At 30.6% G+C, this 21,782-nt stretch carries 22 protein-coding genes and 1 riboswitch; of the genes, 8 read left to right on the top strand and 14 right to left on the bottom strand.

Translation table 11 applies throughout. From position 1 onward, the window contains the following. Nucleotides 1-175 precede the first annotated feature (175 nt). Nucleotides 176-1,582 carry a dihydrolipoyl dehydrogenase gene (lpdA, locus tag BMY33_RS20705; RefSeq protein ID WP_091412054.1) on the top strand — a complete coding sequence of 469 codons (1,407 nt, stop codon included), beginning with the start codon at nucleotides 176-178 and terminating at the stop codon, nucleotides 1,580-1,582. Nucleotides 1,583-1,652: 70 nt separating this feature from the next. On the opposite strand, the gene BMY33_RS20710 is transcribed toward lpdA, so the two are convergent. From BMY33_RS20710 to BMY33_RS20720, 3 genes are all read right to left on the bottom strand, one after another. Then, nucleotides 1,653-2,129, bottom strand: coding sequence for a hypothetical protein (locus tag BMY33_RS20710; RefSeq protein ID WP_091412056.1), 477 nt, complete (start codon nucleotides 2,127-2,129; stop codon nucleotides 1,653-1,655). A gap of 121 nt (nucleotides 2,130-2,250) precedes the next feature. Then, nucleotides 2,251-2,961 (bottom strand): LytR/AlgR family response regulator transcription factor, encoded by a 711-nt coding sequence (locus BMY33_RS20715; RefSeq protein ID WP_091412058.1) that lies wholly within the window; start codon nucleotides 2,959-2,961, stop codon nucleotides 2,251-2,253. Then, on the bottom strand, nucleotides 2,951-4,039 hold the full coding sequence (locus BMY33_RS20720) for a sensor histidine kinase (RefSeq protein WP_244543066.1): 1,089 nt from the start codon (nucleotides 4,037-4,039) through the stop codon (nucleotides 2,951-2,953). The genes BMY33_RS20715 and BMY33_RS20720 overlap by 11 nt, the downstream gene beginning before the upstream one ends. 202 nt (nucleotides 4,040-4,241) lie before the next feature. Between BMY33_RS20720 and BMY33_RS20725 the strand changes: the two genes are divergently transcribed. The 3 genes from BMY33_RS20725 (at nucleotide 4,242) to BMY33_RS20735 (ending at nucleotide 7,022) form a co-directional block, all read left to right on the top strand. Further along, complete coding sequence (locus BMY33_RS20725; RefSeq protein WP_091412062.1) at nucleotides 4,242-4,661, top strand: MotA/TolQ/ExbB proton channel family protein; 420 nt, start codon at nucleotides 4,242-4,244, stop codon at nucleotides 4,659-4,661. A 3-nt stretch (nucleotides 4,662-4,664) separates the two neighbouring features. Next, a complete protein-coding gene (locus tag BMY33_RS20730) occupies nucleotides 4,665-5,567 on the top strand; it encodes a TlpA family protein disulfide reductase (RefSeq protein WP_091412064.1) in 903 nt (300 codons plus the stop codon). A gap of 132 nt (nucleotides 5,568-5,699) precedes the next feature. Next, entirely contained in the window at nucleotides 5,700-7,022 is a 1,323-nt protein-coding gene (locus BMY33_RS20735) for a serine hydrolase domain-containing protein (protein WP_091412065.1), read from the top strand. A gap of 57 nt (nucleotides 7,023-7,079) precedes the next feature. On the opposite strand, the gene BMY33_RS20740 is transcribed toward BMY33_RS20735, so the two are convergent. Continuing rightward, entirely contained in the window at nucleotides 7,080-7,319 is a 240-nt protein-coding gene (locus tag BMY33_RS20740; RefSeq protein ID WP_091412067.1) for a CDGSH iron-sulfur domain-containing protein, read from the bottom strand. Between the two features lie 155 nt (nucleotides 7,320-7,474). Continuing rightward, nucleotides 7,475-7,667, top strand: a riboswitch (cobalamin riboswitch). A gap of 170 nt (nucleotides 7,668-7,837) precedes the next feature. Here BMY33_RS20740 and metE point away from each other — a divergent pair. Continuing rightward, the gene (metE, locus tag BMY33_RS20745; protein ID WP_091412069.1) at nucleotides 7,838-10,156 is read left to right on the top strand and encodes a 5-methyltetrahydropteroyltriglutamate--homocysteine S-methyltransferase; all 2,319 of its coding nucleotides are present in this window, start codon (nucleotides 7,838-7,840) and stop codon (nucleotides 10,154-10,156) included. Nucleotides 10,157-10,239: 83 nt separating this feature from the next. Here the strand turns inward: metE and BMY33_RS20750 are convergent, their stop codons facing one another. The 7 genes from BMY33_RS20750 to BMY33_RS20780 form a co-directional block, all read right to left on the bottom strand. After that, nucleotides 10,240-11,145: a DUF4832 domain-containing protein gene (locus tag BMY33_RS20750; RefSeq protein WP_091412071.1), complete on the bottom strand. Its 906-nt coding sequence runs from the start codon at nucleotides 11,143-11,145 to the stop codon at nucleotides 10,240-10,242. Between the two features lie 8 nt (nucleotides 11,146-11,153). Next, nucleotides 11,154-11,900, bottom strand: a complete 747-nt coding sequence (locus tag BMY33_RS20755) for a beta-galactosidase (RefSeq protein WP_091412073.1) — start codon at nucleotides 11,898-11,900, stop codon at nucleotides 11,154-11,156. 162 nt (nucleotides 11,901-12,062) lie between these two features. Then, the gene (locus BMY33_RS20760; RefSeq protein ID WP_091412075.1) at nucleotides 12,063-13,838 is read right to left on the bottom strand and encodes an ABC transporter ATP-binding protein; all 1,776 of its coding nucleotides are present in this window, start codon (nucleotides 13,836-13,838) and stop codon (nucleotides 12,063-12,065) included. A gap of 3 nt (nucleotides 13,839-13,841) precedes the next feature. Beyond that, complete coding sequence (gene bla, locus BMY33_RS20765) at nucleotides 13,842-14,591, bottom strand: subclass B1 metallo-beta-lactamase (RefSeq protein WP_091412077.1); 750 nt, start codon at nucleotides 14,589-14,591, stop codon at nucleotides 13,842-13,844. A 4-nt stretch (nucleotides 14,592-14,595) separates the two neighbouring features. Further along, nucleotides 14,596-15,135 carry a metal-dependent hydrolase gene (locus tag BMY33_RS20770; RefSeq protein ID WP_091412081.1) on the bottom strand — a complete coding sequence of 180 codons (540 nt, stop codon included), beginning with the start codon at nucleotides 15,133-15,135 and terminating at the stop codon, nucleotides 14,596-14,598. 8 nt (nucleotides 15,136-15,143) lie between these two features. Next, nucleotides 15,144-15,746 carry a hypothetical protein gene (locus BMY33_RS20775; RefSeq protein WP_091412082.1) on the bottom strand — a complete coding sequence of 201 codons (603 nt, stop codon included), beginning with the start codon at nucleotides 15,744-15,746 and terminating at the stop codon, nucleotides 15,144-15,146. Nucleotides 15,747-15,770: 24 nt separating this feature from the next. Next, nucleotides 15,771-17,129, bottom strand: coding sequence for a DEAD/DEAH box helicase (locus tag BMY33_RS20780; RefSeq protein ID WP_091412084.1), 1,359 nt, complete (start codon nucleotides 17,127-17,129; stop codon nucleotides 15,771-15,773). A gap of 204 nt (nucleotides 17,130-17,333) precedes the next feature. Here BMY33_RS20780 and BMY33_RS20785 point away from each other — a divergent pair, with 204 nt between their 5' ends. After that, nucleotides 17,334-17,954 (top strand): L-threonylcarbamoyladenylate synthase, encoded by a 621-nt coding sequence (locus BMY33_RS20785; protein ID WP_091412086.1) that lies wholly within the window; start codon nucleotides 17,334-17,336, stop codon nucleotides 17,952-17,954. Here the strand turns inward: BMY33_RS20785 and BMY33_RS20790 are convergent. Further along, complete coding sequence (locus BMY33_RS20790) at nucleotides 17,951-18,826, bottom strand: AraC family transcriptional regulator (protein WP_091412088.1); 876 nt, start codon at nucleotides 18,824-18,826, stop codon at nucleotides 17,951-17,953. The two genes, BMY33_RS20785 and BMY33_RS20790, sit on opposite strands and share 4 nt — an antisense overlap. A gap of 228 nt (nucleotides 18,827-19,054) precedes the next feature. On the opposite strand from BMY33_RS20790, the gene BMY33_RS20795 reads away from it, so the two are divergent. After that, nucleotides 19,055-19,639: a hypothetical protein gene (locus BMY33_RS20795; RefSeq protein ID WP_091412090.1), complete on the top strand. Its 585-nt coding sequence runs from the start codon at nucleotides 19,055-19,057 to the stop codon at nucleotides 19,637-19,639. Between the two features lie 175 nt (nucleotides 19,640-19,814). After that, on the top strand, nucleotides 19,815-19,946 hold the full coding sequence (locus tag BMY33_RS23940) for a hypothetical protein (protein WP_280139547.1): 132 nt from the start codon (nucleotides 19,815-19,817) through the stop codon (nucleotides 19,944-19,946). Between the two features lie 18 nt (nucleotides 19,947-19,964). Here BMY33_RS23940 and BMY33_RS20800 read toward each other — a convergent pair whose 3' ends face one another. Both BMY33_RS20800 and BMY33_RS20805 read right to left on the bottom strand, forming a co-directional pair. Beyond that, nucleotides 19,965-20,693: a LytR/AlgR family response regulator transcription factor gene (locus BMY33_RS20800; RefSeq protein WP_091412092.1), complete on the bottom strand. Its 729-nt coding sequence runs from the start codon at nucleotides 20,691-20,693 to the stop codon at nucleotides 19,965-19,967. Next, nucleotides 20,686-21,750: a sensor histidine kinase gene (locus BMY33_RS20805; RefSeq protein WP_091412094.1), complete on the bottom strand. Its 1,065-nt coding sequence runs from the start codon at nucleotides 21,748-21,750 to the stop codon at nucleotides 20,686-20,688. Before BMY33_RS20805 ends, BMY33_RS20800 begins: the two co-directional genes overlap by 8 nt. Nucleotides 21,751-21,782 lie beyond the last annotated feature (32 nt).

The raw sequence follows: 21,782 nt of genomic DNA on the forward strand, positions 1-21,782 counted from the left end.
GTTTAAAAAAAGTGCTAATTTCCTATAAGTTTATCAATGGACTAAATGTATAACTTTTTAATCACTACTAATATTGCTTTTTTAATAAAAATTTGACAAGATCTTCCCTTCTGTAAGAAGCAAAACATTTGTACATTTGTTATTAGAATTTAATATGCCAACATAAAAATCTCTTATGAGTACATATGATGTAGCCGTAATTGGCTCTGGACCTGGTGGGTATGTTGCAGCTATCCGTTGCGCACAACTAGGTATGAAAACTGCGATAATCGAAAAATATTCAACACTTGGTGGAACTTGTCTTAATGTGGGATGCATCCCTAGTAAAGCATTACTAGATTCTTCTCATCACTATGAGCATGCAGTAAAGCATTTTGCGGATCATGGAATTGAAATACCAGGAGATGTAAAGATCAATTTAGAAAAAATGATCGCTCGTAAGCAAGCCGTTGTGGATCAAACAACTGGAGGAGTTGATTTCTTAATGAAAAAGAATAAAATAGAACGATATGAAGGTATTGGTTCTTTTAAGGATTCGACACATGTGAATATCACTAAGTCCGATAATTCTGTAGAAACAATTGAAGCTAAAAATATTATAATAGCTACCGGTTCTAAACCATCTTCTTTACCATTTATAACCATAGATAAGAAACGTGTTATTACTTCTACGCAAGCATTAAAGCTTAAAGAAGTGCCAAAACATCTAGTAATTATTGGTGGTGGGGTGATCGGCCTAGAGTTAGGACAGGTTTATCGTCGTTTAGGAGCTGAGGTTTCTGTGGTAGAATATATGGATAGAATTATACCAGGAATGGATAAGGCTTTATCCAGAGAGTTACAGAAAGTAATGAAAAAACAAGGAGTGAAGTTTTACACTTCTCATAAAGTTACTGGTGTAAAAGCAACTGCAAAACAAGTAACTATTACTGCGGATGACAAAAAAGGAAACCCGGTAGAGTTTAAAGGAGACTACTGTTTAGTTTCTGTAGGTAGACATCCTTATACGGATGGATTAAATACAGAAGCAGCGGGAGTAAAACTTACAGATAGAGGACAGGTAGAAGTAAATGATCATTTACAAACTTCTGTTAGTAATATATATGCGATTGGAGATGTAGTGAAAGGAGCTATGCTAGCTCATAAAGCTGAAGAAGAAGGAGTTTTTGTTGCAGAAACATTAGCTGGACAGAAACCGCATATCGATTATAATTTGATTCCTGGTGTAGTATATACTTGGCCAGAAGTTGCTGCAGTTGGTAAAACGGAAGAAGAATTAAAAGAAGCTGGAGTTAAGTACAAATCAGGACAATTTCCTTTTAGAGCATTAGGTAGATCAAGAGCAAGTGCCGATTTAGATGGATTTGTTAAAATTCTTGCGGACGAAACTACAGATGAGGTTTTAGGAGTTCATATGGTTGGTGCTCGTTGTGCAGATTTAATTGCTGAAGCAGTAACTGCTATGGAGTTCAGAGCTTCTGCAGAAGATATCAGTAGAATGTCACATGCACATCCAACATTTACAGAAGCGATCAAAGAAGCAGCATTAGCTGCAACAGACAATAGACCATTGCACGTATAACTATACGGAATTTGTAAAAACTAAAAAAGCGAGCCTATAGGCTCGCTTTTTTAGTTTTTACAATATGATTTTATGGCGCATTACTACCTATATTACCTTCAGCAACTACAATAGATGGATCATCTTCATTAAAAATTTTAATATGGCCATCAAAACCAATTAATTCTTGATAATTTAAAACTTCATCTTCAATAATTATTTGATTTGATGAGTGGTGAGTAGTTGAACTTACCATTAAATTGGAGTTGCCCAAATTATAAAAATTATCAAGTGGGAACGCAATATCACCGCCATTTGATAATGAATTATTATAGATATTGGCTGTGTAAGAAGCTTCTAATTCTGCACCAGTAAGCTGCACACTAATTATAAAGATATCATCTGAGAGTGAAGCTGCAGATTTTGTAAAAAAAATAGAACCACTAATTCCAGAGTTATTAGATTCTTCAATAGTAAATTCTTTAATAGTAGTTTGGTTATCATCATCATTATTACAAGATGAACAAAAGAGAACAACAGTAAATAAAAGTAAAATTAGATTTTTCATGTAAATAAGTTTGAAATTTCCCTAAAGACTCGGCTCTTTTTCTGATGTTACAAAAAAAACTAAACAATCCATATTACTATATTATTCCCTATGATCTCTTCTTAAAATAAGTATTAGATGATTAAATATTCTCTAGTCTATCTAGAACTTCAGCTTTATAATTTCTACTAATAGGAATTGATTTATTATTAAGAACTAACTCTTCATTAGAGAAAGAATCTATTTTTTTAATTGAAATAATAAATGACCTGTGAGTTCTCATAAATTGTTTTACAGGTAGTTTAGCTTCTATATTACTAATAGTTTCTCTGGTAACAATCGTTGCATTATCGCAATGAATTTTTAGATAATCATTATAACTTTCTACATAAATTATTTCCGAAAAATCTACTTTTTTCATTCTTCTATCTGATCTTACAAAAATAAAATCGTTGGATATGTCTTCTTGAGTTGTAACTGGTAAAATTTTCTGGTGTATTTCAAAGTAGTTATTTACTGCATTCAATAATCTTTCAAATGAAATAGGTTTTAATAAGTAATCCACAGCGTGTAAATCAAAACCATCAATAGCATATTCTCTATATGCAGTAGTAAAAATGATTTTAATCTCTTTATTGATAGATTTGGCAAATGAAATGCCAGATATTTCAGGCATATTAATGTCTAGAAATATAAGATCTACTTGTTTCGAGTTAATATGGTTAAAAGCTTCTAAAGCATTATTACATATGGCCACAACTTCGATACGATCAATTTTGGCTAAATGATCAGAAATAATACTTCTAGCAGTAGGTTCATCATCTACTATGATACAGGATATTTTAGAATTCATTAGTAGGTGTTTTTAGGTTTTTTAGTATCAATTGAACCGTATACCAGTTCTGATCTTTCGAAATTGTAAGTTCATGATTATCTTTATATACTAATGATAATCGTTTTATAATATTACTTAATCCAATTCCGTTTTTATCTTTTTCTGTAAAAGTATGGGCAGAATTTTTTATAGAAAAATGAATTTCATTATCGATACATTTTAGAGACATATGTATGGATAGTTTTTGATTGATAATTTGCCCGTGTTTAAAACTATTTTCTACAAAAGGAATTAGTAACATTGGTGCTACTTCTGTAGTGATCTTTATATTTTCAAAATCTAAAGAAATATCCAACACATCACTAAATCGCATTTTTTCTAAAGCCACATAATCTTCAATATGATTTATTTCTTCTTGTAAGGATACTAATGGTTTATCCGATTGATAGAGCAGATAATCCAATAGATTTGATAGTTTCAATATCATTTCAGGAGTATCCTCGGATTTCTTTAAAGCAAAACCATATAAAGTATTTAATGTATTAAATAAGAAATGTGGATGTATTTGCATCTTTAGATAATTCAATTCCTGCTCTTTAAGCTTTAATTGAGCTTCTAAAATCCTATTTTTAAGTTCTTGGTTAACTGAAGTAGATTTATAATTATGTTGTGCTAAACTCAGAGCACTGGCTATAAAAACAACAAAATAAACCGCAATAAAAGGGAACAAAGGAGTTCTGGTCATTGGAGCCATTCCTTCATACTTAAGAGATGATAAAAAGATTAATCCATAGAAAAATGAAATAACTATAAAGAAAGCGGAAATGATGATCATATATATACAATAGAGTATAAATAGGAGATATTTTTCTTTGATTAAATATTTTGGTATTAAAACTTCAGTAACTGTATACGTAGTGCCAATGGTTACAGGCATTAGAAATAAGGAGAAGGAAAAAACATAATTGAGATTTTCTGTATTATGCCCAAAAAAATAGCTATAACTTAATAACACAGTAATCCAAAAGATAACGTGTAATAGTAGTTTGACAATTTTTTTAAGGATAAAATCTCTAGAAATCATATTAGCGTACAATATCCGTAATTTTTGTTTTTCAAACCTTATTTTTGGATGAATAACTAGATTAGAGCTCTTTTTAGCAATGTCTGCAGTATATTTCCATAAACAGCATAGATTAAGTTAAAAGTTCCTTGAATCTTGTCAATGAGCGAAAAAAAAATATTTTGAAAACTTTAGATACTAGTTTTGAGTATGTTTAATTCATAAAATATACACTATGATATCATTAATTATTGGTCAATCAGAAGAAAGTCATTCAGCTATTGCTCATATAATTCATCTATTATACGATGGAGGATTATTTTTTATGTTACCTATTTTAGCAACGCTTTTTTTGGTGTTTTTCTTAATCATTAGGAATGCTTTAATTTTAAAAAAAGGAAAAAACCTTCCAATTAAGAATATTAGAATTATTAATTCTATCGGTCTAATGATACTGGTATGGGGTGTTCTCGGTCAGTTACTTGGTTTAGTGGAAGCATTAGATAAGATTGAGTTTTTAGGAGAAGTTTCTACAGCACGATTAGCGGGAGGTCTTAAAATTTCAGCATTACCTACTATGTTTGGTTGCCTTGTTTTTGTAATATCAAGAATTGCAACAATTATCTTCACCTGGATAGGTAACGAAGTAGAATAGATCATGATCAAGAAATACATTTTTAGAATTCTTTTAGGAATTCTTGTGTTTGTTGCGCTGGTGGTTGGTTCTATGTTTTTACTATTAGAGACTCAAATTATTTATCATTTTTCTGCTCTAAACTGGATTCCGATATTGATATGTAGTATCGGAATGTATGTAAGCGGAATTATAAATAAAAACACGCCTGTTAAGTTACTTCCATTTTTGGGTGTTTCATTGATAGTTTTTCAACCATTTAGATTTTTATATTTCCCATTTGTATTAATATTACTATTTTTTGTAATAGGATCATTAGTCCTTTCTAGAAAAGAGATTCAAAAAAAATATAAAGCAATATCGACTATTATAATGATAGTTACATTTGGATATTATTTGTTTTCTCAACCACTGATAATTCAGCAAAAAGGATTTGTAGAAACTCCGGAAGGTGATTTGATAAACGCATTAGTATTATGGGATTTTAGTAAACCATCAGACAATCGGTTGCCTGACCTAAGTTTTGTTGATAAGGATAAGAATTTGGTTTCTTTAAGTAATTATGAAGGTAAAACATTATATGTTAGTTTTTGGGCTACTTGGTGTGCACCATGCATTATCCAAAAACCATTGTTAAAACAAATGCAGGATAAATTCAAGGATATGGATACTATTATGTTTATCGATATTTCTATAGATGAAGATGAAAATTCGTGGTTATCATACCTGGAAAATAAGAACCCTTCCAGAATGCAACTACATACCAATGGTAATGAAATAACGATACGAGAAAAACTGGGCTTTACCGGAATTCCTTTTCATATTATAATAAGTCCTGATGGGTTTTATAAACAAAGCAATGACTTAGAATATTCTACAACACTATTACTAGATCCGGATAAATTACGATTATTTATTGAACAATAGAAAACACCACTATAACCTACTTATTAGATAATTTTTTAAAACAATTTAATACAACACAAAGAGTAATCAGCACTATAAATTATTCTTTGGTTTGATAATGATTCCTATGTTAATTTAAAAAAATAAAATATTATGATAAAAAATATAACATGTATAGCTTTCTTAATAAGCTATACGATTACTGCGCAAACTTTTAATACAGCCAAATTAGATAGCTTATTTAATTTATTAGATACTCATAATCAGGGTATGGGAAGTATTTCTATTTATAAAAAGGGGAAAGAAATTTACAAAAACTCTATAGGCTATCTTGATTTAGAAAATAAAGTAAAAGCAAATTCAGAAACAAAATATAGGATAGGTTCTATCACTAAAACTTTTACGGCTACCATCATTATGCAATTGGTGGAAGAGAAGAAATTAAAATTAGAAACTTTGTTAAGTGACTATTTTCCAAAAGTTTCTAATTCAGATAAAATAACAATTGAGCATATGTTGCGACATCGAAGTGGTTTGTTTAATCTAACGGAAGATGAAGATTTTATGACATGGATGGTTGTATCCAATACAAGAAAGCAAATGATCGATAGATTGTTAAAAAAAGGGCCGAAGTTTCAACCAGATGAAAAAACAGCGTATTCTAACACGAATTACTTGTTGCTTTCTTATATAGCAGAAGAAATTGAAGGAAAAACATATGCGGAAATTTTGGAATCTAAAATTATAAAACCTTTGCATCTAAAAAGAACGGCTTACGGAAAAAAAATTAATACCAATAACAATGAGGCCATTTCATATGTTATGAATGATGATAAGTGGGTTAAAATAGAAAAACATACAGATATGAGTGTTCCAATAGGTGCTGGAGCAATAGTTTCGACTCCAACTGAGGTTAATATTTTTTATAATAGTTTATTTTCCGAGAAACTAGTGTCAAAAACTTCATTGGAAAAAATGATGGACACTTCTACAGGAATGGGAATTGGGTTAGGAGGAGAAACCTTTTTTAACAAACAAGCTTATGGACATAATGGAGGTATCGATGGATTTCAATCGCTCACAATGTATTTACCAGAGGAAGAGATAGTTGTTTCGTATATTGGCAATGGGGTTGTAATGTCCCCTAATAATTGTATAGTTAATGTATTAAAAAGTTATTATGATCAGGATTATAAACTTCCGGTATTTAGAGCACCATTAGAATTTACTACGGGAGAATTGGATGTTTATCTAGGAGTGTACGTCAGTGAATCCTTTCCTTTTCAGATTACTTTTACTAAGGACAATACAACATTGATTGCCAGTGCTAAAGATGGCCCTACATTTCCATTAGTTGGGTATCAGAAGAATGGTTTTAAATCTGATAGAGCAGGAGCCACTGCTAATTTTGATCCAGGTAACAATACAATGATACTAGAACTAAATGGTAATGAAGTATATTTTAAAAGAAAATAGATAATACAAAGTACCCTCTCTGTTTTTTTAGTTATTGTTTAAGAAATAGAGAGGTTATTATTTATTATGTGATCCATCGCAGTATGGAGGGTTACTCGTTAACTTACACGTGCATAAATATGCTTCTTTGCTTTCTTCTGTACTGAAAATTAATGGATTACTTGCCTTTTCTTTTTTGTGATTCCCATTGCAGAACGGTTGGTTTATACTATGACCACAAGTACACCAAGCATAATTTTTATTAGCTTCTAACTCACAAGCTATTGGCGCATTGCCTCCTCTTATGTTATTCTCCATAATCTTAATTATTTTGATACTAAAATTATTAATTCCTAAGTTAAGATTGACTTTAAATTAAGAATATCTAAATAATCTTCTTTTAGTACTGTTTTAGGAGTATCATCAGATTATTTAAATTACTTTTATGGGAAATAAAGTTCTTTACATAAAATTTTATATCAACCAATATAGGTTTTACTTAATTGTAAATTAATAGGGAATCGTGTGAGAATCACGAGCTGTCGCGCAACTGTAAGTAACCATATAGTTTTTATCAATTTATATCCACTGTTTTTATTATTGTAAAATGGGAAGGATGATAAAAATGTTATAAGTCAGGAGACCTGCCTATCATTGAATTGACTTTGCTTTCGCGAATTGAAGTTTTGGTTAAGTTTGATGCATTCTGAGAAGGTTTTTGGCTTTTTTGGTAACATAATGATGCATTATTTTAATTCTTCTTCATTTCTATTAGCACACTGATTTATTCAAAAGAGCTTTAAAAATTAATATTAATCTTTTAAAGTTTAAAAGTTATGCTTACACACAATCTAGGCTATCCGCGTATTGGTAGTAAAAGAGAGTTAAAAATAGTTTCAGAACAATATTGGTCTGGAAAAACTAGCCGGAAGAACTTACTACAGGTAGGAAAAAACATCCGAAAAGAGAATTGGTTATTACAAAAAGAATCCGGTATAGATTTAATACCATCTAATGATTTTTCATTTTATGATCAAGTTTTAGATATGTCATTGATGGTTGGAGCGATCCCCAAAAGATATCAGGGCCTATTAACTAATAAGCTTAGTTATTTAGATCTGTATTTTGCAATGGCTAGAGGATATCAAAAGGATAGCTATGATATTACAGCGATGGAAATGACAAAATGGTTTGATACTAACTATCATTATATTGTTCCAGAATTTTATAAAAATCAAGAGTTTACCTTGTTTTCTACGAAAGTAATTGATGAGTTTTATGAAGCAAAAGAAATTGGTATACAAACAAAACCAGTATTAATTGGTCCTGTGTCTTATCTGTTATTAGGAAAAGCGAAAGGAGAAAGTTTTCAAACAATTGATCTAGTAAATAAGTTAATACCAGTGTATATAGATTTAATAAAGAAATTGGTTTCTTTAGGGGCAGAATGGATACAATTCGATGAGCCTTTTTTAGCACTTGATCTAACCAAAAAAGAGAAAGAAGTATATAAACAAGTATATCTTAAATTAAAAAGCTCTTTTCCGGATTTAAAAATAATGATAGTAACCTATTTTGAGAGTATCCAAGATAATTTAGAATTAATCGCTGATGGGTTGCTTATTGATGCTATTCATATTGATTTAGTAAGATGCCCGGAACAGCTTGATGTGGTATTAGAAAATATTCCGGAGCGAATACATCTTTCGTTAGGAATTGTAGATGGAAGAAATATATGGAAGAATAATTATCAAAAATCGTTAGAGTATATTCAGGAAGCTAAAGCAAGGAGGAAAGAGAATACTATTTTGATAGCGCCTTCATGTTCTTTACTTCATTCTCCTTGTGACTTGGATTTAGAAGAAGATAATCAGAACTTGTCGACAGAGATTAAAGATTGGCTATCTTTTGCTAAGCAAAAACTGAGAGAATTATCTACATTAAAAGCACTTACTCTTTCTGAAAAAGGAGATAAAGTATTCGAGAACTTAGAAAGAAATATTAGATCTCACGAGAATAGAAGTAATTCAGAAAGAATTCATAATTCAGAGGTAGATGAAAAAGTCAAAGCAATTTCGAAGCAGGATATAGTAAGAGAAAATTCTTTTAACCTTCGTAAAGAAGTGCAACATAAAAATTTAAACCTACCTGTTTTTCCAACGACTACTATTGGATCTTTTCCGCAAACAAAAAAAGTAAGGAGTTGGAGGTACCAATATAAAAAAGGAAATATTTCTTTAACGCAATATGAAGAATACATAAAAGAAGAGATCATAAAAGTAATTCATTGGCAAGAAGAAATAGGATTAGATGTTTTAGTTCATGGGGAGTTTGAGCGTAATGATATGGTAGAATATTTTGGAGAAAAGTTAAATGGTTTTGCTTTTACCAAATTTGGCTGGGTCCAGAGTTATGGATCTCGTTGTGTTAAACCTCCTATTATTTATGGTAGTGTAAAGAGACCGAATCCAATGACGGTAGATTGGACTTTATTTGCACAATCATTAACTTCAAAACCAGTAAAAGGAATGCTTACAGGACCTGTAACTATTTTGCAATGGTCTTTTGTAAGAGATGATCAACCTAAATCTGTTACTTGTAATGAAATAGCATTAGCAATAAGAGATGAGGTTCAGGATTTAGAAGATAACGGTATTAAAATTATTCAAATTGATGAACCTGCATTGCGAGAAGGACTTCCTTTAAAGCAAGTAGATCATAAAAGTTATTTTGAATGGGCAATTCAGTCGTTTAAAATTGCCTCTTCAGCTGTATCTAATGGAACACAAATACATACTCATATGTGTTATTCTGAATTTAATGATATTATTGACGAGATAGCAAATTTGGATGCAGATGTAATAACTATTGAATGTTCTAGATCTCAAATGGAATTATTGAATGCTTTTGCAGATTATAAATATCCTAATGAAATTGGACCAGGCGTTTATGACATTCATGCACCAAGAGTTCCTCAGGACGAAGAAATCATTGAGTTAATTCGTAAAGCACAAAAGTATATTCCGATAGATCAATTGTGGATTAATCCAGATTGTGGATTAAAAACCCGTGGTTGGGAAGAAACAGAGAAAGCTCTTAAAACTATGGTAGGCGCTGCTAAACAATTGAGGAAAGAAACTTTACAAACCGTTTAATTATTTTAACCAACTTAATTATGTTAGTAATGTAAACCAAAATGACCTCCTAAAATGGAGGTCATTTACTTATAGTAGTATTTTTACTGTTTTATGAATCGTTTTTGAACTTTACCTTGATCAGAATTAATTATAGCGTTATAAGTTCCTGCTGATAGATTAGTAATATCCAATGTTATTGTATTGTCTATTAAGTTATTTAGGTCTGTTTCTTGAATTATTCTTCCGGTCATGTCACTAAACTTTATATCCTTTAGTCCAATGTCATTTTTATCTAATATTGTTAAATTTTTGCTTGTAGGGTTTGGATAAATCTGAATTGAATTATCCAAAACATTATAATCGTTAATACTCAATGTAGCATCTTGGACTGTAATATTACCTAGAATAGACCATCCTCCAACTAATGCGTTATTAGAGTTCCATTTTCCATCGATTACTGGAATGTCATTGGCTAGCAAGATATAAGCGTTTCTCGCATCTAATTTCCAAGCAGTATTCTTACTTTCATCTGCATCAGGTTGAATGAATCGCACGCCTAGTCTATAATCTCCGATGTCTGTAGTTATAAGATCAGATAAGGTAATAGTTTTTGAATCGTTGTCTAATATGGTTGTTAAATCAAATGTAGTATCAAATATCTGTACGGGTATATCATTTTGATTTATTAACCCAAATTGTACTTCCCAATCATAATAAATTGGAGCGACACCTACATTAGATATAGTAAGATCCACACTTAAATTATCTGAATTATTTATGTTTTCTGGAAATAAAGCAGATTCAATCTGAAAATTATATCCCATTTTACGATGTAACTTCATGAAACCTAAACATCTTTGACTATCAGGGTTATTAGTACAAGGTCTTTCTTCACTACTAATTTTCATGGTAGAATAATGCCCTGTCTCAATCATACTTAATCCCTTTGGAGTTTCATATAGCGCTGTCATAAATTCTTCATTATCATCATCATCAATTGGAGGCACTTCTCCTCCTACAGGACCTTCGAGCCATTTGTTTCCTTGTTTGATAGCTTCATCAAACTCATCACTATGACCATTATTAGGTACAAAAAATCGTTATGAAACCCTATATTGCCAGTAGTAGATAAAGGATCTCTCCAAGGATATCGACCCATTATTTTTTTATTAGAAAAATTACTTTTATAAGAAGTAATTATTTGATTTTTGGCTGTCTCAGAAATATTAAAATTTGGATCATCATAGCTAAAGGTATGCCACTCTCCCCAATATCCTAAAATACCTATTTGAATATTATATACTCTAGGATCATTATTATAACGAGTAGCCAAAGCTTCTATCGCTTCAATGGCCTGATTTATGTAATTAGGGTTATTATAGTCCGTAATGTATTTATTACCAGATTGCAGTCTAGACACACCAAAATCAGTATAAAGCCATTGAGGCCCTGCATCAGAATCTTGTTCAGTCCCAAACCAATCTGTATATAATCTTAAAATAACATGTTTTCCTGCTGATCCGGGTCTATTTATAACATCTTCTACAGCATTAAAATCGAAGTTCCCATTAGTAGGTTCAAAATCTTTCCATTTTATATATTGAAAACCGACAGATGCTATATCATAGTTATCCCACCATCCAGAATTCCAGCCTTTTAGTGGGTTTTTATCTGGTCCTTCCGTTTTGGGGTAGGTATGGTTGATTTGATTTTGACTAAAAGCTTTAATTTGAAATAGAAAAGCAAAAAGTAATAGGGTAATTAGCTTTTCACAGGGTTAAAGAGTTTACGATTATCTGTGTCTGTTAAGAATTATTTATAAAATCCACAAAGAGATAACGATCAACCTTTAGTAAAAGGATAAAGAATAATCATTATAACAGATTAGTTTATTTATAACTAACGATATAATACAGCTAATATTTTAAATTCTAGCTTGATAGGTGTATAAATCAAAATACCTTCCTTCAGCCTGGATAAGTTCTTCGTGAGTTCCTCTTTCTGCGATACCTCCTGATTCAATAACTAAAATTTGATCAGCTTTTTTGATAGTACTTAATCGATGAGCTATGACGAATGTCGTACGACCTTTCATTAATTCGTTTAAACTTTTTTGAATTAGTGCTTCACTTTCTGTATCTAAATTAGAGGTAGCTTCATCTAAAATGATAATCTTAGGATCTGCTAGAATTGCTCGTGCTATTGCTATTCTTTGGCGTTGTCCACCAGATAGTTTTACTCCACGTTCTCCAATTAAGGTATCCAGACCATCATCAAACCGATCCGTAAATTCATTTACATATGCCGCTTTTACAGCTCGTTGTAATTGATCTTCGTTTGCATCAGGTCTAGGGAATAAAATATTCTCTTTGATGGTACCTTCAAACAAAAATTCATCCTGTAATACAACACCTAAATTGCGACGATAACTGCTAAGGTTAACTTTTGAAATATCGTGACTATCTATTGTAATAAGACCAGATTCCGGATTAAGGAAAGTAGCAGATAAACCGGCTATTGTTGATTTACCAGAACCGGAGCTTCCGACTAAAGCAGTAACGGTTCCTGAGGATGCTCTAAAGCTAATATTATGTAATACTTCTTTTCCTTCTTCGTATGAAAAGGATACATTATCGAAAATAATATCTCCCCTCATATTTTCGAGTTTAATCGTTCGATTTTTTTGATCTTCTTCAGGTTCCATGTTCATTAACTCTTCCGTTCTATCTAAACCTGCTAATGCCTCCGTAAGTTGAGATCCTATGTTACTCATTTGCACGATAGGAGCAATCATAAATGCTAAATACATAGTGAAAGATAGAAATTGACCAGCGGTCATGGTTCCTTCCATCATATAATAACCACCGATACCCATAATTCCTGTAGAAGCAATACCTGCTAATAGAAAAGTGGAAGAGCTTGTCATAAGTGCAGTAGCAGTTAAACTCTTTTTTACATTTTGAAATAAACGATCTACACCTTCTTCAAAAACTTTACTTTCTTGTTCTTCTGCACCAAAACCTTTAATTACTCGTACTCCGGCAAGTGTTTCCGTTAATCTTCCTTTTACTTCAGCATTAATAACACCTCTTTTTCTAAAAATTGGGCGGATATATTTAAACGCTTTTAAAGCTACAATACCAAATAAAGTTATAGGAATAAGAACAAACAGAGTCATCCATCCGTTGATATCAATAAGTAATACTACAGATACAATGGCTGTAAATATACCACCAACTAATTGAACTAAACCAGTTCCTATTAAATTACGAACACCTTCTACATCACTCATAATCCTGGATACTAAAGCACCCGATTTTGTGTTGTCGAAAAAACTGATAGGCAAGGAGAGTACTTTTTTCTGAACTTGTGCTCTAAGTTCAGAAATTAAAAATTGAGCCTGTACACTTAGAACTCGAGTTAATAAAAATGATGTAGTCGCCTGGATTAATATTGCAGATCCGACAATGATTAATAGTTCATACAATTGTCCCATATCTTTGCTTGGTACAACATCATCTAATAAAGTTTTACTTTTCCAGGGTAATATTAAACCAGCAACTCTATTAAAAAAAATTAAAATTAACCCTACAAAAACTAAACCACGTCTTGGCCAAATAATTGTTTTAAAAGCCTGTAAAATGGTAACTTTTGGTTTCTTTTTGTCTTTTGAAATGTGACTGTTTTGGAATTCTCTCATAAGTTAGTTTTCGGCATTAAAAAGGGAAATAGTATAGTTCAATAGGCTTTGATCTCCATAAGAACCATGTCCGGGAATTACAACTTCTAGATCAGGGTATGCTTTTTTTATTTTGCGCACAGTATTTGACCATTCCAAAACGTTAGCATCCAGAAGGTTTCCTTTCGAAGCTTTTAAGCTTTTTATCATACATCCACCAAAAAGAATTTGATCTTCAGGAAAATAGGAAACGATATTATCTTTGCTATGCGCTTCACCAAAAAAGGTGTTTACAATTTTTTTGTCACCAAGATTAATCACGAATTCGTTTTCAAAAATTTCATCTGGCCGATCATACTTTTTTTCTTGCATTAAATGGGCGGTCTTTTGCGAAGCGATAGATGGGATATTATACTTCTTAAAAATATCCATCCCTTCATTACAATCTCTATGAAAGTGATTAAAGACAACTCCCTTTATTGTTGTGTTTTTTTCTTTTTGTAGCCAGTTTATTAATTGTTTAGAAGCAACGTCATTAGCAGGAGTATCAAATACGTATGCTTCGTCATCATTTATGAATATAAAGCCATTGCTATCATATTGCTTGCCATTATCTAGAAAAATTTTAGAAATATGAACATAGCTATGGTCGTTTATTTTAGCAAGCTTTAAGTTATCAGAAACTTTTATTAGATCCCCTTCTTCTTTAGGCTTACAGGACATAATAAATACAAGTAATATATAAGTGATCGATTTTATATGCTGTCTAGTCATATATTTAAAAGGACTTTTTTCTTTTTAAAAAACGCATAGCTAATATATAAATACCTGACGGAATTCCGATCCATACTAATTCACTTAACAATACTTTAATGCCCCAAGTACTAAAGAATTTACTAGCTCCAATGGGTGACACTTGTATCGGTTTCCATGGAAAAAAGTATCTTGTATTATTAAAAGGTGAAAAGAAAGCTATACCTAAACCACCAGAGGTCATAGCATCCAAAATTCCATGTGAAGCAGTACAAATAGTAAAATAGAGTATAAGAAATATTCCAGTTCTGGAGTTTAGTTTTTTATTATAAAATAGTACTGTTATTAAAATGCCAAGGATTAATGCAAATACAAGTGAATGGGAAAACCCTCGATGCCCCCAAAAATCTTCATAGGCTATTCCGAATTTAAAACCAACTACATCAGCGTCCGGGAGTATAGCGCAGAGCATACCTAATCCCCAAAGCTTAAATGTTCCTAATTCTTTATTGAAACTTTTTCCAAAAGCATAGGCTGTTAATGCATGTCCAAATACTGAAGCCATTAATCTAATTATTCTAAATTATGAATTGTTTTTATGTTTCCAGAAATAGGTGAAATAGATACTTTTTTTTCGTTTTCTAATACATAAAAAACATATAGACTATTTAATTCAATCAATTTTACTTTTTGCATATTTCCGTCAGTAAATTCAATTAATTTATTGACTTTAAAATCACCATTTTTTATTTTGTTATTGATTTTATATCCCCCTCCTAGAGCATATCCTATATAAAATCCTAAAGTACCAATAATGATTATTAAAAATTTTATGTATTGTAAAGAAGCATATCGTTTCTTTAGATTCAACTCTTTTTCTTTAGTGACTTCCTTTTTTAGGTTTTTTTTTATTCGTTTTTGCGACCACCATATAAATATTAGTATGAGTAAAATATAACTACCCATAAATAAAGGAATCTTAATATTTTCTGTTAGGATGACTATAGGGCTTAATAAAATATCAAATAGTGTAGAATATTTAATGATGTTTATTCCTAAAAAAGCATAGTAAATAGAATAACTTAATGTGCCTACTATTAATAAATATAGATAAGATAGGTATATGTATTCTTGGATGCTTCCTTTAAGAAAGGCGGTTTTTTTTAAGTTTTCCATAAATTTATGTTATCTTAAAATTTATTATTTTTTCTTTTTTTTATGTTTTAGGTTAAAAGTTTTATCTCCCTTAGTTTTTGGTTTTTTGTATTTCTTTTTGATTTCTCTTTTATACTTTCCTCCTAAATTGACTTTACTGTTTTTTGCGGATTTTTCATGAAATGCAGCGCCAGCTTCATCATCATTAGGACGTTTGTGAGGATTGTATATTTCTTTAACCTTAGGTTGCTCTTCTGGAGTTAGTTGATCGGATATTTCTATCGAATCAGGAAGAGGTAGTTGTGCTATTTGCATCTCCATTAACCCTTCAATTGCATCTAAGAACTCTTCTTCTTTTTCTGTAGTAAGAACAAAGGAAACTCCTTCTTTTTCTGCTCTACCAGTTCTACCAATTCTATGCATATAGTTTTCTGGATATTCAGGCGTATCTAGGTTGATTACTTGGCTCACGTTTTCAATATCCAATCCTCTGGCCATTACATCCGTAGCAATAAGAATTCTGTTTTCACCTTTTCTAAATTGCTCAATACTTCTCAATCGGTAATTCTGAGTTTTATTAGAGTGTATGATACAAATTTCTTCTTTGTATTTTTTCTCTAATGCTTCGAATAAACGATCAGCTATCTTCTTGTAACCAACAAATATCAATGTTTTATGATAAGTTTCTTTATCAGCTAATAAGTGTTCTAGTAGGTTTACTTTAGTGTAAAAATTGGGAACTTTATAACCAAATTGTTGGATGTTTTCTAAAGGAGTACCACTTTTAGCTACAGATATTCTGTTCGGGTTTCTAAATATTTCAGAAATCATTTTATCTACTTCCTCTGTCATAGTAGCAGAGAACATGATATTTTGACGTTGTTGAGGTAGAATGTCGAAAATATTCATTAATTGATGTCTAAAACCAAGATCTAGCATAACATCTACTTCATCAATCACGATTTTTTGAATTGATTTGAGTTGAAGTGCTCTACTAACTGCTAAGTCATATAAACGACCTGGTGTTGCTACTACTATATCTAACCCTTCTGATACCGCTTGTTTTTGAGTATTAATATTTGTTCCTCCATAAACTCCAGTAACTCGTAAATTAATATATGTAGAAAGTTTTTCAATTTCATCAACTACCTGTACTACTAATTCTCTGGTTGGAACTAATACTAGAACTCTGGGGTTTTGTTGTACCGAATATTTGAGCATTCTCAGAATTGGTAACATATAGGCATACGTTTTACCAGTTCCTGTTTGTGCAATTCCCACAACATCTTTTCCAGACATCACTACAGAAAAAGCTTGTTCCTGAATCGGAGTGGGTGTTTTAAACTCCAAGTCGTCAAGCGCATTGAGGAGTTGTGTACTTAAATTTAGATCTCTAAAAGTCACTATTATACTAATTTTATATGCGAAAGTAATTTATTTGATATCAATAAATAAGAATACCTGAATAATATAATATTTTAAATATTAAAATTAGACTTAAAAATAAAGATTTTCGTACAAGAAGAATTAATGGATAGGTTAATAAATACAAGTATTCTGAAGTAATGATTTCTTTTAAAACCGTATCTTTAGCTACTTTTCTATAACATGGCGGAACTAATAAAATTATATAACGAGAATCCTAATCCTCGTGAAGTGCAAAAGGTTGTTGATAGCCTAAGAAGTGGTGGATTGGTAATTTATCCTACGGATACAGTATATGGTTTAGGTTGTGATATTACGAATAATAGAGCTTTAGAGCGTATTGCAAAAATTAAAGGAGTTAAGCTGGCTAAAGCGAACTTTTCATTTATTTGTAGTGATCTTAGCAATTTATCGGATTATGTAAAACAAATAGATAATAGCACATTTAAATTGTTAAAGCGAACACTTCCAGGTCCTTATACATATATACTTCCCGGAAGTAATAACTTGCCTACAGTTTTTAAAAAGAAAAGAACCGTTGGGATTAGAGTTCCAGATAATAATATTTGTAAAGCTATAGTAGAAAATTTGGGGAATCCTATAGTTTCGACTTCCATTTATGATGAAGATGAGGTTATAGAGTATACTACTGATCCAGAATTAATTCTAGAAAAATGGGATAACCTTGTGGATGTTGTAATAGATGGAGGATATGGTGGTAATTTGGCTTCTACCGTTATAGATCTTACCAGTGGGGAGCCTGTTCTTGTCCGTGAAGGAAAAGGAGCAATTGATATTATTTAAGAAACTACATATTTTAATTCGTTTCTATAGGTACTAGGAGTTTTTCCAGAGAATTGTTTAAAAAGTTTATTGAAGTGTGAAAAATTACTAAATCCACTTTCATAGCAGATATCAGTAATACTGGTTTGTTTTTCGTGTAATAATTTTGCTGCATGTACTAACCTATATTCATTTACAAATTGAATAAAGGTTTTCCCTGTGTTTTTTTTAAAGTATCTACAGAATCCAGGAACACTCATACTTACTTTATCGGCAATTTCTTCTAATGGAATTGGTCTAGTGAATTCTTCTTGAACAAAATTAAAAATAAGATTGATCCGATTATTATCCTGTAACGAGGTTTCAATCACAAAACCTTCTGCGTTCAGGATAGAATAATCCTTTGTCTGCTGCATTTCTTTAAAAACTTTCAATATTCCTAATAACCTATCAAATGGGTCTAACATTCCTAACGCTTCAATACGAGCTCCAATTCTACGTTTAGTATCACCATGAAATACAATACCCTTTTTTGCTTGCTCTAATAATTGATTAACCCCAGTCATTTCCGGAATATTGAAAAAAGAATTACCTAAAAAATCAGGTAACATCTGTATAATAGTTTCACTTTTATTTAAAGTGAGGCTATCCGTAAAACCACAATGGGGTAAATTGGAACCAATAAGCATTAATGCTCCATTTCTGTAATACGACATATGACTACCTATTTGACGTTTTCCTGTACCTCCATTAACGTATACAATTTCTATCTCTGGATGGTAATGCCAAATAGGAGCTTTATTCATTTTTTCTTGAGAGAAATTTTCATAAAAAAATGAGCTGCCAAATTCAGGAACAATTTTTTCTAAAGAAGGTTTAATACTTTTTTTCATTTTGAGGGAATTTTCTCTATATAATATAATTGTAAATATAAGATATTTAAACTATTAATTAAATGTTAAATTGATTGAATCGTATGTTAAATTATCTTCCGTAAGGTTTCTGAGTAGCTTTACATGTTAATATAGAACATATATATGCAAATATAGATGTATTTATACACATAATCTCTGTGCTATATTTGCAGTGTAAAATATTAACAACAACAAAAACCTTAAGTTATGAAAAGAGTTATTAACCTATGTTTGATTGCATTAGTAATCATTACAAGCAGCATCGCTAACGCGGCAGGAAGAGTTTCAGTTGAGATCACTAATTCGTCTATGGTTAATGTATCATTGACAGAAGTTGTAAAAGGAGAGAAGTTATTCCTTAAGGATTATCACGGTGAAGTATTATTCAATGTTACTTTAGAGGCAACTCCAAGTTATCAGAAATATTTTAACCTAGGTAATGTGCCAGACGGAATATATTTTGTAGAAACAGAAGCTGAATATGAGATAAAAGTGACCCCTTTATTAAAAAATAAACAAGGAGTTTCATTAGTCAATACTTCTGCAGTAACCGTATTTAAACCATTAGTACAAGCAGAAAACAGATTTATCAAAGTAATGTTTAATAATACTGAAAAATCACCAGTTAATCTTACTATTTACGATAATGATTTTAGAGTATTAGAAGAAGTAATAGGAAATGAAGAAGATGTATTAAAAAGAACGTATGATTTTTCTAAAATGCCTAAAGGAGAGTATCAGTTTTATTTCTCACTAAAGGACAGAACATTTATAAAGAAAGTTAGTATTTAATTGTTTTATTATTAACTCAACCACTTGAAAAGCAGCACTAACCACGCTGCTTTTTTTATTTTATAGATATTTTTTGGTTAAAATAGAACAGATATTAATCAATTTAGATGTTTTTATCTGGCAGTTTTAGGAATACCTTTAGTATATATAAATGAATCAATAAAAATGAATAATTATGAATAAAGTAGTAGAAGTTTATTTGGTCGTGGTAGCAATTTTTATAGTTTCTTTTTCTAATGCGGTTAATGATTTTTCAGTTAAAATAGAAGATTTTTCGATAGAAACGGATGAGTTTTTAAATGGATAACATTTAGTTTCCTTTTTTTTAAAAGTACCCAAGAGTTTCTTTAACAGATTCTCTGTAGTTTCTTCCTACGGGAATTTTGATTCCTTTGATTTCAATTTCTGTAGTAGAAAAAGCTTGGATATTATCAATTGCAACGATAAAAGATCTATGTACTCTCAGAAATTTTTTGCTAGGAAGTGTACTTTCTATGCTACTAATGCCTTTGTAAGCAATAATTTCTCGATCGGAGGTTTTAATTTTAATGTAGTTCTTTAGACTTTCGATAAAAAAAATATCTTTTAAAAAAATTTTTTGCATTTTCTTCTCAACCTTAAGGTATATAAAAACGTCTTGATAATCTATTTCTTCAGTATTGGTAGTTACGGGTGGAATACTATTAGTTGTATCTAAAAGTTTTAAAACTTTATTAATTGATTTTAGGAATCGTGAAAATTCTATAGGTTTAAGTAAGTAATCAATGGCTTCTAGATTAAAAGCATCTACCGCATAATCGCTATATGCTGTTGTAAAAATGACTTGTGTAGAAGGGGATAGGTCTTTTAAAAAATCTATTCCATTTAATTCTGGCATTTGGATATCTAGAAAAATTAAATCTATATTTTTATTAGTTATTATATTAAAAGCTTCCAATGCATTAGCACAAGAATCAATAAGTTCTAGATGATTAATTCTAGAAATATAATTTTCAATGATTTCTCTAGCTAATGGTTCATCATCAACAATAAGGCATTTTATTCTGTTATTCATCCTGATTTGTTTTAGCAAGATTTAATTTTAAAATAACTTCATAAGACAATTCGTTATCTTCTATTTTTAATGAATGTTTATTAGGGTATAACAACTGCAATCTTTTTTTTACATTATTAAAACCGATGCCTCCAATTGAGTCATGCTGTGTATTCGTGCTGCTAAATTTAGAATTTTCTACTCTTAGGATAAGTTCTTTTTTCTTAGTAAATATATTAATGACAATCCATGATTTATTAGAAGAAGATGTACCGTGTTTAAATGCATTTTCTACAAATGGAATTAATAAAAAAGGAGATATTTTATAATCTTTATCGGATTCGGAATTAAAACTAATATCTATTGAATTATCAAACCTTAGTTTTTCTAGGTCCACATAATTTTTTAGATATTCTATTTCTTTTTTCAAAGATACTTTGGGTGTGTTGGCTTCATATAACATATATCGCATTAGCTTGGATAACTTTAATACAGCAGTTTCAGCTGTATTAGATTTTTTTATGATCAAGCCGTATAAAGTATTAAGCGTATTAAATAAAAAATGAGGATGTACTTGATTACGTAATTGTATAAGTTCAGTTTCAATTTTTTCTTTTTCTAGAGTTAAAGTTCTTTGTTGAGCATTATAATAGAATTTAAAAAAGCTAAAACTTAATGGTATAATAGCAGCAATATTTACATCTAGAATTGTATTCATCAATTCTGTTATTGTAAAATAACCTTCGCTTTTCCAGTCCGGAAAATAAATAGGCTCTACATAAAAATAAATTATAGGTCTTTGGATACAGACGCTTGTAATTATTAATAAAACGATATAAGAAATTATAAAAGAAATAAATCTTTTTTTTAATAGAAACCCTGGTAATAGAACATATATGGATATGTAAACAAGGATCATTCTCGCTGGTAAGCCAAAAGTTTGAATGGTAAATGAACGGACATAATCATTGTCGTAGGTACCCCATGTAATTCCAAAAAATATAATTAAACCTATCCAATAAAGAATGTGCTTAGTAAGTCTATTAGAAAATATATTTTTAAAAGGTGTGTTTGTCATTAAGTTATTTAATAGAAACTAAAAGTCTTAAA

The organism is Aquimarina amphilecti (assembly GCF_900109375.1).
Lineage (GTDB): Bacteria > Bacteroidota > Bacteroidia > Flavobacteriales > Flavobacteriaceae > Aquimarina > Aquimarina amphilecti.

What these genes read in the sequence shown, in the direction of transcription:
- lpdA (WP_091412054.1), top strand. Translation starts at nt 176, where the DNA reads ATGAGTACATATGATGTAGCCGTAATTGGCTCTGGACCTGGTGGGTAT.
- BMY33_RS20710 (WP_091412056.1), bottom strand. Translation starts at nt 2,129, where the DNA reads ATGAAAAATCTAATTTTACTTTTATTTACTGTTGTTCTCTTTTGTTCA.
- BMY33_RS20715 (WP_091412058.1), bottom strand. Translation starts at nt 2,961, where the DNA reads ATGAATTCTAAAATATCCTGTATCATAGTAGATGATGAACCTACTGCT.
- BMY33_RS20725 (WP_091412062.1), top strand. Translation starts at nt 4,242, where the DNA reads ATGATATCATTAATTATTGGTCAATCAGAAGAAAGTCATTCAGCTATT.
- BMY33_RS20730 (WP_091412064.1), top strand. Translation starts at nt 4,665, where the DNA reads ATGATCAAGAAATACATTTTTAGAATTCTTTTAGGAATTCTTGTGTTT.
- BMY33_RS20735 (WP_091412065.1), top strand. Translation starts at nt 5,700, where the DNA reads ATGATAAAAAATATAACATGTATAGCTTTCTTAATAAGCTATACGATT.
- BMY33_RS20740 (WP_091412067.1), bottom strand. Translation starts at nt 7,319, where the DNA reads ATGGAGAATAACATAAGAGGAGGCAATGCGCCAATAGCTTGTGAGTTA.
- metE (WP_091412069.1), top strand. Translation starts at nt 7,838, where the DNA reads ATGCTTACACACAATCTAGGCTATCCGCGTATTGGTAGTAAAAGAGAG.
- BMY33_RS20760 (WP_091412075.1), bottom strand. Translation starts at nt 13,838, where the DNA reads ATGAGAGAATTCCAAAACAGTCACATTTCAAAAGACAAAAAGAAACCA.
- bla (WP_091412077.1), bottom strand. Translation starts at nt 14,591, where the DNA reads ATGACTAGACAGCATATAAAATCGATCACTTATATATTACTTGTATTT.
- BMY33_RS20770 (WP_091412081.1), bottom strand. Translation starts at nt 15,135, where the DNA reads ATGGCTTCAGTATTTGGACATGCATTAACAGCCTATGCTTTTGGAAAA.
- BMY33_RS20775 (WP_091412082.1), bottom strand. Translation starts at nt 15,746, where the DNA reads ATGGAAAACTTAAAAAAAACCGCCTTTCTTAAAGGAAGCATCCAAGAA.
- BMY33_RS20785 (WP_091412086.1), top strand. Translation starts at nt 17,334, where the DNA reads ATGGCGGAACTAATAAAATTATATAACGAGAATCCTAATCCTCGTGAA.
- BMY33_RS20790 (WP_091412088.1), bottom strand. Translation starts at nt 18,826, where the DNA reads ATGAAAAAAAGTATTAAACCTTCTTTAGAAAAAATTGTTCCTGAATTT.
- BMY33_RS20795 (WP_091412090.1), top strand. Translation starts at nt 19,055, where the DNA reads ATGAAAAGAGTTATTAACCTATGTTTGATTGCATTAGTAATCATTACA.
- BMY33_RS23940 (WP_280139547.1), top strand. Translation starts at nt 19,815, where the DNA reads ATGAATAAAGTAGTAGAAGTTTATTTGGTCGTGGTAGCAATTTTTATA.
- BMY33_RS20800 (WP_091412092.1), bottom strand. Translation starts at nt 20,693, where the DNA reads ATGAATAACAGAATAAAATGCCTTATTGTTGATGATGAACCATTAGCT.
- BMY33_RS20805 (WP_091412094.1), bottom strand. Translation starts at nt 21,750, where the DNA reads ATGACAAACACACCTTTTAAAAATATATTTTCTAATAGACTTACTAAG.